At 48.3% G+C, this 12,464-nt stretch carries 12 protein-coding genes and 1 tRNA gene; 6 read left to right on the plus strand and 7 right to left on the minus strand.

Annotation, left to right across the window (positions count from 1 at the left end; all coding sequences use genetic code 11):
- Positions 1 to 36: 36 nt before the first annotated feature.
- Together R2083_RS08810 and R2083_RS08815 are read left to right on the plus strand one after the other, a co-directional pair.
- Positions 37 to 876 (plus strand): radical SAM protein, encoded by an 840-nt coding sequence (locus tag R2083_RS08810; protein WP_317538217.1) that lies wholly within the window; start codon positions 37 to 39, stop codon positions 874 to 876.
- Positions 877 to 1,351: 475 nt separating this feature from the next.
- Entirely contained in the window at positions 1,352 to 2,953 is a 1,602-nt protein-coding gene (locus tag R2083_RS08815) for an alginate export family protein (RefSeq protein ID WP_317538218.1), read from the plus strand.
- 82 nt (positions 2,954 to 3,035) lie between these two features.
- Here R2083_RS08815 and R2083_RS08820 read toward each other — a convergent pair whose 3' ends face one another.
- From R2083_RS08820 to R2083_RS08845, 6 genes are all read right to left on the minus strand, one after another.
- Entirely contained in the window at positions 3,036 to 4,205 is a 1,170-nt protein-coding gene (locus R2083_RS08820; protein ID WP_317538219.1) for an amidohydrolase family protein, read from the minus strand.
- A complete protein-coding gene (locus R2083_RS08825) occupies positions 4,190 to 4,564 on the minus strand; it encodes a hypothetical protein (RefSeq protein WP_317538220.1) in 375 nt (124 codons plus the stop codon). The genes R2083_RS08820 and R2083_RS08825 overlap by 16 nt, the downstream gene beginning before the upstream one ends.
- A 133-nt stretch (positions 4,565 to 4,697) precedes the next feature.
- A complete protein-coding gene (locus tag R2083_RS08830) occupies positions 4,698 to 5,489 on the minus strand; it encodes an FxDxF family PEP-CTERM protein (protein ID WP_317530515.1) in 792 nt (263 codons plus the stop codon).
- 420 nt (positions 5,490 to 5,909) lie between these two features.
- Complete coding sequence (locus tag R2083_RS08835) at positions 5,910 to 7,013, minus strand: glucuronyl hydrolase (RefSeq protein WP_317538221.1); 1,104 nt, start codon at positions 7,011 to 7,013, stop codon at positions 5,910 to 5,912.
- A gap of 115 nt (positions 7,014 to 7,128) precedes the next feature.
- Positions 7,129 to 7,401: a MoaD/ThiS family protein gene (locus tag R2083_RS08840; RefSeq protein ID WP_317538222.1), complete on the minus strand. Its 273-nt coding sequence runs from the start codon at positions 7,399 to 7,401 to the stop codon at positions 7,129 to 7,131.
- Positions 7,402 to 7,469: 68 nt separating this feature from the next.
- Positions 7,470 to 7,913, minus strand: coding sequence for a M67 family metallopeptidase (locus R2083_RS08845; RefSeq protein WP_317538223.1), 444 nt, complete (start codon positions 7,911 to 7,913; stop codon positions 7,470 to 7,472).
- Positions 7,914 to 8,271: 358 nt separating this feature from the next.
- On the opposite strand from R2083_RS08845, the gene R2083_RS08850 reads away from it, so the two are divergent.
- Positions 8,272 to 8,406: a hypothetical protein gene (locus tag R2083_RS08850; protein WP_317538224.1), complete on the plus strand. Its 135-nt coding sequence runs from the start codon at positions 8,272 to 8,274 to the stop codon at positions 8,404 to 8,406.
- A gap of 17 nt (positions 8,407 to 8,423) precedes the next feature.
- Here the strand turns inward: R2083_RS08850 and R2083_RS08855 are convergent, their stop codons facing one another.
- Positions 8,424 to 9,314, minus strand: coding sequence for an alpha/beta hydrolase (locus tag R2083_RS08855; protein WP_317538225.1), 891 nt, complete (start codon positions 9,312 to 9,314; stop codon positions 8,424 to 8,426).
- A gap of 224 nt (positions 9,315 to 9,538) precedes the next feature.
- Between R2083_RS08855 and lpxK the strand changes: the two genes are divergently transcribed.
- From lpxK to R2083_RS08870, 3 genes are all read left to right on the plus strand, one after another.
- Positions 9,539 to 10,555 carry a tetraacyldisaccharide 4'-kinase gene (lpxK, locus tag R2083_RS08860; RefSeq protein ID WP_317538226.1) on the plus strand — a complete coding sequence of 339 codons (1,017 nt, stop codon included), beginning with the start codon at positions 9,539 to 9,541 and terminating at the stop codon, positions 10,553 to 10,555.
- A 418-nt stretch (positions 10,556 to 10,973) separates the two neighbouring features.
- Entirely contained in the window at positions 10,974 to 12,203 is a 1,230-nt protein-coding gene (locus R2083_RS08865; RefSeq protein WP_090317052.1) for an aspartate kinase, read from the plus strand.
- Positions 12,204 to 12,254: 51 nt separating this feature from the next.
- Positions 12,255 to 12,347 (plus strand) — tRNA-Ser (locus R2083_RS08870).
- Positions 12,348 to 12,464: the final 117 nt, after the last annotated feature.

Consider the following 12,464-nt stretch of genomic DNA (forward strand, 5'->3'; position numbering starts at 1 on the left):
TATGGAATTGTAACATTGCGAGCAAACTCTAAACTATTGAATACGACCGATCACAGCCGCGACAGCGCGGGACTCACCTATGTATATCCGGTGATTTCGCGCCGCGCCGGTGGTGTCTCGATCGGCATCAATTTGAATCCGAACAATGCCTGCAACTGGCGCTGCGTCTATTGCCAAGTGCCGGATCTGAAACGCGGTTCCGCGCCGCGCATCGATCTGAACCGGCTGGAGATCGAATTACGATCATTTCTGCACGAACTGACAGCGGGAGATTACATGCAGCAGCATGTACCGCTTGAAGCCAGAAAAATTCACGATATCGCTTTATCCGGTAACGGTGAGCCGACAAGCGCGAAAGAATTCGAGCAGGTGATCGAATTGATCGGTCGCGTCAAAAATGATTTCGCATTACCGGCAGCGTTAAAAATCGTGCTCATCACCAATGGCAGCTTGATTCACCGCCCAACCGTACAAGCCGGTTTGAAGCGCATGGGAGAACTGAATGGAGAAGTCTGGTTCAAGTTCGATCGCGCCTCAAGCAAGGAAAGACAGCGCATCAACAACACATCGATCAGCCTGAGAAAAATCCAGGATCATTTACGGATAGCGGCTTTACTCTGTCCGACTTGGTTACAAACTTGCGTTTTTCAGCTGGACGGCATGCCGCCCTCGGATGAAGAAACTGCCGCTTATTTAAGTTTTTTGCAACAACTGAGCCACGATAAAATTCCGGTCCAAGGCGTTTTATTGTATGGCATCGCCCGCCCATCGCTACAGCCGGAAGCATCTCGTCTTTCCAAAATTGACGATGCTTGGTTATCACAATTCGGCGAGCAAATTCAACGCACGGGGTACGCCGTCAAAATCAGCCAATAGTGCGATGAATTGCTTTAGAAACCCAGTCTAAAACAGGGTTATATAGCACCCTATGTTGTTGATTTACAACAAAACAATATTCAATCAATTCCACTAAAATCAATCAGTTATTTGACCATCATTTCACCACGTAATTGACTGAAATCTATCAATTACTTTATCAATAAGGGAAAAGCATTGTTTTAACGTATTATTTCCCCACTTCTCCATACATTGCAGCTATTTATAATACGACACCCTAATTGGCCGCCCTTGGCGATGTCATGCCATAAAGACCGGTAGCCTGCGGTATAATATTTACAATTTTCTGATACCAATCATATGATTCCATTTGATTACCAACCCGGATTATTAACAACGGAGCTTATTAATGAATAACTCGAGATTCTTCACTTTCTCTGCATTTGCCACTCGTAAGCGAAAACTTGCTATGGCAGGAAGCATGCAGCGATGGTTACTTAAACTTGGTATATGCATGCTGAGTATGGGAGTGCCGCTGTCGGTGTATGCAAATCCACCCGCGTCTGCTCCTAAAGCTTTGGATGCACCCAAAGCTGCTGAAGCGCCCAAAGCGGCCGAGGCACCGAAAGTTGCTGACGGTAAATTTGACATGGCCAAAGTACCGGCCGTCTCTGCTCCGTCACGTCCAGGCTTGTTTCTGTTACCGCCTGCCGCTCCTGGCTACTTCTCACTGTGGGATTTGGTAACCGGTAACAAGCGTGAAAAACCGCCCGTTGCCCCTTATGCGCCGTTTGCGTTATTAACCACACCGTCGTACGACATTGACTTTCGTTATCTAGCCACACCGGGACACGAAAAAGACATATTCGATCCGGTTAAGAGAATGAATCTCGGCGATGACTGGTTATTGTCACTGGGTGGTAACTTCTGGTATCGCTATATTCACGAAACGGATAGCCGTTTGAATGCAGCGGGTACCAATAATGACTTCCACTTGATACGCACCAGGGTTCATGCGGATTTATGGTATCGCGACAAAGTGCGGTTATTTGCCGAGCTCATTGATGCCCGCGCCTTTGGTTCCGAGTTGCCACCGCTTGCAACGGATAGAAATCATGCCGACATATTGAATATGTTTACCGATATCAAGCTGGCCAATATCAATAATGGACCGGCGTATATCCGTGTGGGCCGTCAAGAGATGATGTATGGTTCGCAACGCTTGATTTCCACATTGGATTGGGTCAACACACGTAGAACATTCCAAGGTGTGAAAACGTTCTGGCGCACGGCGGAATGGGATGTGGATGCATTCTGGATGCGTCCGATGGTCATTGAGAAAGGGAACGTCGATAACTGGGATACACAACAGAACTTCTTTGGCTTGTGGGCTACCAATAAACCGAAACCAGGTCACTTAATCGATCTTTACTTCCTTAGTCTAATCAATGATCGCAACGTTTCCGCTGCTAATTTACTAGCGGGAAATATTCTGCAAGGCAATGCCGATACCCATACGCTCGGTGGCCGCTTGGCAGGTAACTTTGATAATCTGCTGTATGAATTGGAAGGTATGTATCAGTTCGGTCAACGCTCCAATCTGGACGTATCCGCTTTCGCTGTGGCAACCGGCGTAGGTTACCGTTTACCGCTTCCGATGAACCCGCAAGGCTGGCTACGCTATGATTTTGCATCCGGCGACGGCAATTCCAAAGACGGCAGAAGCAATACGTTTAATCAGCTGTTCCCATTCGGTCACTACTATCTCGGTTTCCTGGATCGTGTCGGACGTCAGAACGTGCATGACTTCAATGCGCAGTTCACCATGCATCCGATGCCTTGGATAACGTTCATCACGCAATATCATCGCTTCTACTTGGCGAATAACCGTGATTACTTATACAACGCTGCCGGTCAGGCAACATTGCGGGACGTCACAGGCCAATCCGGCAGTCATATCGGCGATGAAATTGATTTCCGTTTAAATCTCCATATGAGCCGTCATCAGGACGTGTTACTGGGCTACTCAAAATTGTGGCGCGGTGAATTCCTGGATAAGCAAAGACCGGGAACCTCTCCTGATCTTTTCTACGTTCAATACAATTTCCGCTTCTGAGTTAGTTTCAATCAGGTTAAAACAACAACGGCAACCCATGGGTTGCCGTTGTTGTTTAGAAGCGCAGTAATTGAATGATAATTTACTGGCAACCGGATACCGGCAGCCAATTCACCAACGGCCCCTCGCTGCGCAATAGCCCGTCCGCTTGCTTCATGAAATAAACATGATTATCCGCAAAAGAAATGCCTGCATACACTTGCGTGGCAGGATAATAACGGTAACTGTAGAGACTTGAAACCACCGTTGTCTGGCCAGCAGGTGATAATAATTCCGGGTATTTCCCTTCCGCCCAAGTCAGAAAACATTCAATACTTGCCGGGGATGATTGGTTAATGAATTTACTCACAATCGTGCGTCCGCCGGAAATCACCAATTGCGGATATTCCAGCAGTTTGAATTTCTGAAATGGATTACCTTTTACCGCAATCACATCGGCCGGGGCACCCGCCACCAATGTTCCTAGCGGCGCCAGACCCAAATGCTCACCCGCTTTTGATGTGGCCGCTTTAATGACATTGACCACGCCGGTAAAATCGATCGATTCCCCACTGGTTAAATGCAAGATCATATGCAGCTCTTCCCCGTTGATCCCCCAAGGCACATTGTCATGGCCAATCTCCGAGCCATAGATAAATTTCGCGCCTTTACTGGCCAGGCTCATGGTATTGGAGTGAATACCCTTGCCGGTGGCCGTGTTCACACAAGCTGCCAGCGTATCAATGGTGGTGACGAACGTAACCCCTTGATCCACCGCGCGTTGCAGCAAATCTTCCCTGATTTCGCCACAAGGAATATGCGCAAATTCATCAACGCCTGCATTAAGCGCCCGTTCAAAACCGGTATTCTCACCGGCATGCACCAGAACACGTTTACCCAATGCATGCGCTTTGGCCACAATGGCATTAGCGATGTCTTGCGATAATATCGGCCAGGGCGTCTCGGGTACCGGGCCATCGTGCGGTTGCATCCATGGCGCACCGGTTTCGCCTCCCGGTTCCAATGCCATTTTGATTGCAGTGGCCCCACCGGCAATCAGATCCGTGATCACTTTTTCGGCTTCTGCCGTGGATGCGACTGGAATGCCGATTTTGTCATAACCACCATCGCCACCGCCGAAAACATTCAGCGGATAACCACCGGCCGCTTGAATAATCGGACCGGTGTTTAACAGCCGCAGCGTCCCATCACCGCCTTCCTTAGCCTGCAATGGACCGCCGGTATCCTGAACGGTCGTTACACCGTGTTCCAACACAGCATTTTTTTAACACTCTGGAATGTAATATGCGCGTGCGATTCGATAAATCCCGGCAGAATAGTCGCATCCCCTAAATTAATCTGATTGGCACAGGACCCGCTCAACTCCGTCAAAGCCCCAATGCGCTTGATCTTATCGCCTTCAATCAGCACCGCCATATTGTCTTGCGGAAAATTGACGCCGTCGAACAACCGGGCGGCTGCCAGTATTTGGCATTCCGGCAGACCGGGCGCTAACGTAACCGAACCGCCGTGATCTTCTCCATCATGACCGAATGCGTTGAAACTGATCCCGTGCCAAAGAATCAGCGCAATGGTTATCTTTTTGTTAAAACTGAAATTTATATTTGTCATTTTAATCCAGTATGGATGAAATTGATTCAGCACAAACGGCAGCCCCGTATCACGCCGAAGAGGTAGAATTCGCGTGATACGGGGCTGTGCAGTACCAATAGCCAGGAGTAGTTGGCTATAGAATCAACTCCGATTAGAGTTTACGGCGGCGGCTTGCGCTGAAACCGATCAAGCCAAGGCCTGCCAGCAACATGGCATAGGTTTCAGGTTCCGGCACCACGGACACGACACCTGTCACACCTAATGAAGGAAATGGGGTAGCTGAACTAAAATAATCCGTACCGCCAACAAAAATGGAATAGTCACCGGCTGTCAAATGGAAGACTCCTGATACGAAATGATCCGCTAAACCATCACCACCAGCGATAACACCGGTGCCATAGTCGACGCTACCGTCATACGCATGACCGACATAAGTGAAAGCACTAGCCGGATCAGTGTTGTCGTTAGTAATGCTCCAGTCCGTCAATGATCTGAACGAACCTTCTGTCAAACCAACACCGCCCACAGCATCACGGATAGCGACCGAGCCTGTTGCAAAATCGTAATCCGCCGCGAATGGTGCAGTATGCGCAAGCCCGCGATAGACAGAAAATCCTGGCAGAATACCGGCCGCAACCGAGGCGCCAGCCGAAGTAACAAAGGCTTGTTCCTGGAATGCAATTTTGACATCGGCGTCGTTATCCAAGTGGAAACGGTATGCTCTGAGCCGATGGGAATCACCCCAATCCGCATCCGTTCCGTCAATCCAGCCGTGCAAGCCTGTAACAGCCTGGTTCGTAATGGTTGAAGATGCTGCCGAAGTGCCCGTGAACGAACCAAAATCGCGGCCACCATAGCCGATATGTGCCATGGCAGGCAATGATGTCAAACCCGCCAATAACAATGCATATTTCAATGTACTTTTAACGAATGTCTCTTTCATAAATGACCCTAATTTCTTATTTGATTATGAATAGGCGAGAAAAGATTTCACACCTGCAGCGTTGGCCAACGTACGCGCAGTATTGATCAAACACAGTTAAGGGTCAATGCGGTAAATTGTCGCAGTTACAATGAGTTACGTTTACTTTTACAAGACAAAAAGATCCCTTCCTGAACGTAAAAATAACGTCAAGAGCACAAACTCTGAATATGCAAGCAATGCAGATTATCTAAAGCATTGTATAAATTACAAAAATAAAATAGTTAACGATAATACGGCCACCGGTGATCACGACAGGAAAGAATGAACATCAAGGCAAAAATTTCGTATGCGATACCCATAATCCGTGCTTTTACCCGCCGTGATGTGTGGTGACATTGGTTTTCCTCTTCTCTTCAAGAGATCAAGCATGTTCGCAATCTAACAATGACCGGGTTCGATAAAACCCGTCAGCGCGGCGAGCGCGGCCATCAGGAAAAAATTACCCCACACCGATTCCACCAATTCTTCTTCGTTCTGCCCGGTTTTGTAGCAACACCCCCAGAAAACGCCGGTTGAGCTATTTTTCTGATTTTCACTGTATCCGGTATCTTGCTGAAATCCGATGAAATACTGGCTGCGGATGATTACACTGATCTGACGATGCGCGTAAGCGCGCCAATATTCGCCTTCGGGCAGCAAACGCGCCAGGGAAAGCATCGCAATCGATGCGATGACGGCAGCGGAAGGATCATCGCACGACACCAATTGGCCGAGCCGGTTAGGCGGCAAGGAATCCGGGCGGGAATACTGCCAATACTCACAGGCCGTTTTGGCATGCGTCAAATACGGTTCACCCCACACAGCCGCTGCCCGGGTTAATCCTAGCATCGCCCAGGATTGACCGCGTGACCATGTGCCCGCTTGATCGTCCGGCTGAAACCCCCTGCCGTCAAAAAACGCGCTGGCATGGAATGCGCCATTATGGCGGCGGCACGCCGTCAACATCGTCTCGGTATGATGCTGTGCCATGTAGTAATGGAGATTTTGTTCGCCGCTGGTCAGGAGCTGAAGCAGCGCAGCAAAATTATCGATCGCGATCGACTGATAACCAGTGGAAACTGCGCCCATCGCAGCACCCAGCGGAATGCAATTTAATTTCGGATTGAAACTGAGTGCGAGCGCGGTAATGGATTTCCGGGTCAGGGCGCGCGCTTGCGTATCGCGGAACCAGATTTCCCCCAAGGCTGCGCCATACCAGGAAATCAAACTGCGATATCCCGAATCGACAGGAATTTTTCCGGCCAGGCGCTGGCAAATATCGGCAGCATTCTGTTGATCGCTGACCGATTCGGTTAATTTTGCCCGCAACCACCAGCACGCTCCCCAGAAACCGCCCATCCAGGAACCGCCGGAGGAAACAGTCCAGGCATTGGTATTCTTCGACGAATACAATGGAAAATCGGTTGCGCAAATCGCATTGATCGCATCCATGCGGCGAAACATCAATTCCAGCGCCTCAATCATTTCTTTGGAACTAAGCAATGGATCAGCCTCGTTATGAGGTATAGATATAAATCTTTCTCTAAAAGGCAATGTCATGGCAAAAGTGCTGTAAATATTCCGGTTAAGTGCATGGCATATGCCGCGGGAAATTCTTTTAGCCTGCCGTCAGGGCAGGCAAGATGGTCACGATATCGCCATCCTGCAGGTTGGTTGCCAAGCCGTCATGCAAGCGGATGTCGTTATCGTTGACATAGATATTGATGAAACGATACGCGCTGCCGTCGAAAATCAATTTCGCTCTGATACCTGGATACTGCTGCTCCATCCGCTCAATGACTTCGGAAACCTTAACGCCTTCGATCGCGATATGCTTTTGCTGATTCGTCAAGGGTCTTAATAGCGTTGGAATAATTACCGTGATTGGCATGTCTGCACCTGCTTAAATATTTTCTGCGGTAGGAAAACGCGTATTACGTTGTCAGGATCGATCCGCACTTAAGCAACCATTTGTAATTCGAGCTCAGGTTGATATTGCCGCACGATCCGCACCCTTTCCTCAATCACCATTTGATCGGCAATGCGAAAACTGCGGATCTCCTCTTGATAGAGATGCTGCGTAGGAATGATGACGTAATGCGCTTGCGGCTCGGTAGCCAACTCGACGTCGCTGCGTCTCGGATAAGCTGGGCTGCTGGTGTGGGAGTGGTAAATAACGACCGGTTCCTCGCAACGCGCGCTCATTTCTTTCCAGACTTGCAATTGCTGCTGCGGGTCAAACAGAAAGAAATTGTCCGATTGCGCGGCATTACGCATAGGAATCAGACGCAGCGGCCAATTGGATCCCGCAGGACCGGCGATGATGCCACAGGTTTCCACCGGATGATCATTCAGTGCCTGAGTGATCATGGCTTCAACCAATTTAGCGTGTATCGTCAACATAATTCCTTGTCTCCTTTAGTTATTATGATTTCATGGCCGGTTTATGGCGTCTTTTTGCAGACGGGTAGCGACTGATCGGCTTCAATGCAATCGATTGCCGGACTGGGTAGTTCTTCTGGTCAGTCAAAATAGATTGGCAGTGCTTTGTGCGCGCACGTCCTTTCAAACCCTTCGTTGCAATTAATTCTGGCGGAATTTAAATTAAACAAACGGTGTTGGGAATGTGACAAATTGCCGCGCGGCAATTTGTCACAGCGTTGATTCATCTATTCCCCGGAGTGCTTATTAATAAGCAAAAACAAAATTCCTTAAGGAGAAATAGACATTAAACAATTCGATTCAAGCAACTGCGATTGATGTGCAAACAGAAATTGAAGATGGCGAGGAATCCGGTACGATGGATGTTTTCTTTCGTTCCGGGAAAGTGTCGCAAAAAATGCGGCGGCAAAAAAAACTCAGTTCAATGATCTCCGGCCTTGCTGGAGATCATTGAACTGTCATAACAGCGCGCTATTTCAAAATGAAATCCCGCACGATTTGTATCTGATGATCATCCATCAACATCGGCGCATGGCCGATACCGGGTAATTCGACGATTTGGGCTTTTGCGCCGCGCAGCTGCATTTGCGCCGCCGTTTCAGCCGATAAAATGTCCGATTCAACACCGCGCAGCACCAACGTTGGCACCGCCAGCTGATCCCATTGCGCCCACAAATCGATATCGGTGATTTTATGTTCCTTGAAGCTGACGGCAATCTTCGGGTCATAGCGGAAGCCGTAAGTACCGTCCGGATATTCGCGCACACTATGAATCGCCATATGCTTCCACTGCGCTTCGGTCAGAGGCCCAAACGACACTGAAATCACCTGCATGTACTGCTTGAATTCTTCAAAACTATTGAAACGCGGATCTTTACCGACATAATCGGCAATTCTTTTCAACGCCACGGCAGGGATCAACGGGCCGATATCGCTCAAGATCAATTTATGGATCGTAACCGGCTGGTCCGGTTGTATCGCCAGGATCATGCCGATCAGCCCGCCCATGGAAATACCGACCCAGTCCAAGGTGATTTTTTCTTGATACTGCGATTGGATATGCGCTATCAGCGACATCGCGTCGGATAGATACAACGGGTAGTAATCGTAATCATGTGCATGTTCAAGCCAATCGCTCTGACCGCGCCCTACGACATCGACGCAAATCACCCGGCAGTCCGCTTGCAGCGCCTGTGCGAGATAATCGAAATCACGGCAATTGCGCGACAAACCGTGCACACAGACGACCACATGCGGATTGTGCGGATCCCCCCAATCGGTGTACGCAATGTGATGCGGCTTTTTAGATTGGCCATCTCCCGACAGTGTGGGAACAAGCAGCCGGTTTACAGATATATTCATGATCCTCTTGCTCTTGTGAATTAAGTGTCAGACACGCATGGATTGCATTATTGCTGCACAAACCCAAGCAAAAAATGTAATTTATGATGACGAATATTCACACAATTCTGAGAGGCTGGATATAGCTCAGGTAAAAATTTTTGTACACAAATCGCATGATGGATAACGATTGGAATCGCATGTACTATGCTTACCATAATCCATACTTCACCTGAATACACCATATGAAATTATCGGAGCTGTATTGGCATCGCGTCACCCCGCTACACTTTGTGTTGTGGCCATTGAGTGTTTTGTATCGTTTTTTCCTGACCGGGAAAAAATTATGCTACTGGTTGGATATTTTCCCATCGGTCAAACTGCCGGTTCCCGTGATCATTGTCGACAGCATCAGTATCGGCGATGGCGGAAAAACACCGCTGCTGCTTTGGCTCGTCGATTTATTACTGGCGCATGGCTTTCACCCTGGAATCGTCACGCAAGGTAACTCCGGTAATGCCGGACCGCCAGCAGCCGTCACAACCGCCAATAGCCCGCAGCATAGCGGAGGAAAAGCATTTTTATTAGCGCAATTATGGGGAAAATCCTGTCCGGTCTGGATGGGCAACGATCGAATTGCCGCCGCACATGCGCTGCTCACCGCGCATCCCGAATGCAACGTCATCATCAGTAACGATGGCTTGCAGTATTATCGCCTGGAACGCGATATTGAAGTCATTGCCGTTGATTTTAACGAGCAGAGCTTCGGCAACGGGATGTTGCTGCCTGCCGGCCCTTTGCGCAGTGTCCTGAAAGATCTGGAAAAATCCAGCATTCTTGTAGCCAATAACTTGCAGAATCATTATATTGATCCGAATCAGCAGAATAAAATTTACAATATGAAGCTGATCAACGAAACCGCCTATCTTGTGCTCGATCCGCAACAGCGCAAAACTATTGCCGATTTCGGAAATGCATCAATCCGGATTGTGGCCGACGCCGACAATGTCCACTGGCTCTATGAGCTTATGCAAAAAACAGGTCTCAACGCGGAATTGCATTCGCATCCAGAAAATCACCGCTTTAAAGCGGAAGAAATTCATTTTTCCGATACCGATATTGTTCTCATGCCAGAAGAAAATGCGCTGCAGTGCAAAGACTTCGCGCACGGCAAACTGTGGGCAATCCCTCAAAAAGCCTGGGTGAATAGCGAACTGCAATCCGTTCTGTTAAGAAAACTGCGCGGCAACCCTGCTTTATAAGACGATGATGATTGCGGAGCGCCGGTCAGTCTTGACAAAATACCGTTTTCATTTAAAATCGCGGCCACTGAGAGACTGCGCTGATTCATCATTTCAGTACTCTCAAAGCTATCGAAATGGGTTCTCCTTCGCAATCCAGCAAACAAACCCAGATCATAGTTAAGTATTTCAGTTACTTCATTTATATCCTTCCAGAGTAGCATCCCGTAAGAAATATTCTGGAAGGATTATCCAATAGTTGATCAATCTTGAATAAACCTGAAGTACAAATAAATACTCATTGCTGCACGCATCCGCACAGCAGGATGGAAAAACAATACGCTACCTTTTTTAAAAGCAGCGCAATCTGGTTTTCTAGCAGTGAAATGTGTAGAATTACGCGGTTTTCCAATTCTGAAATTTAGCGGATTATTAATTCGTGGCTTTTTACGTACAAAAATATGGCGGTACCTCAGTCGGTAGTACCGAGCGAATAAAGAACGTTGCGCGCCGGGTCGCGAAATTTCACTCGCAAGGACACCAAATTGTCGTTGTCGTTTCGGCCATGAGCGGCGAAACCAACAGGCTGATTGCGTTAGCTCATGAAGTACAGGAAAACCCCAGTCCACGTGAATTGGACGTTATGATTTCTACTGGTGAACAGGTTTCGATCGCGCTATTGGCAATGGCATTGATGGAACTTAACGTTAAGGCAAAAAGCTATACCGGGCCGCAAGTTAAGATTCTGACCGATAGCACGCACACCAAAGCCCGTATCTTGAGCATCGATGAAGCAAAAATCCGCGCCGATCTGGATGCCGGATATGTCGTCGTAGTAGCCGGATTTCAGGGCGCGGACGAGAAAGGAAGCATCACCACGCTGGGCCGTGGCGGATCGGACACCACCGGGGTTGCATTAGCAGCCGCCCTGAAGGCCGATGAATGCCAGATCTACACGGATGTGGACGGAATTTATACGACGGATCCTCGCGTCGTTGCGGAAGCCAGAAGACTGAACACGATAACCTTTGAAGAAATGCTGGAAATGGCAAGTCTTGGCTCAAAGGTACTGCAATTAAGGTCGGTCGAATTTGCAGGAAAATATAAAGTTAAGCTGAGAGTGCTATCCAGCTTTGAGGAAGAAGGCCAAGGCACGCTGATTACTTTTGAGGAAGATGAGAATATGGAACAAGCTGTCATTTCAGGTATCGCATTCAATCGAGATGAAGCGAAAATTACCGTATTGGGCGTTCCCGATCATCCCGGCATCGCTTATCAGATTCTCGGACCCGTGGCCGATGCCAATATCGATGTCGATATGATTATTCAAAACGTGGGTCATGACGGTTTGACGGACTTTTCGTTTACGGTTCACCGGAATGAATTTAAAAATACCATGAACATCCTGCGAGAAAAAATCCAACCGCATATTGGCGCCCGTGATGTACTCGGAGGTGATAGAATCGCGAAAGTATCGGTGGTCGGTGTTGGTATGCGCTCACACGCAGGTATCGCCAGCAAGATGTTCCGGGTTTTGGCGGAAGAAGGCATTAACATCCAGATGATCGCCACCTCGGAAATCAAAGTATCCGTGGTTGTCGATGAAAAGTATATGGAACTGGCTGTCAGGGTTCTACATAAAGCATTCGATCTTGAGCAAGCGCTCTAAGAAATCGATAGCGTTGATATTCTGGAAAATCATCATAGTGTAGTCATTAACGGAGAGATGGCCGAGTGGTCGAAGGCGCTCCCCTGCTAAGGGAGTATAGGCTCAAAAAGCTTATCGAGGGTTCGAATCCCTCTCTCTCCGCCAAATATCCAGTATCCACGCCGTTTACAAGCTATATTGAAGTATATTACCATCAATAATACCATCAAAAAGATTTTGATTTGACTACCTGATTCTGGAGTTAAACATGAATTATCTTTA

This window comes from Nitrosomonas sp. Is35, from assembly GCF_033063295.1.
GTDB lineage: Bacteria > Pseudomonadota > Gammaproteobacteria > Burkholderiales > Nitrosomonadaceae > Nitrosomonas.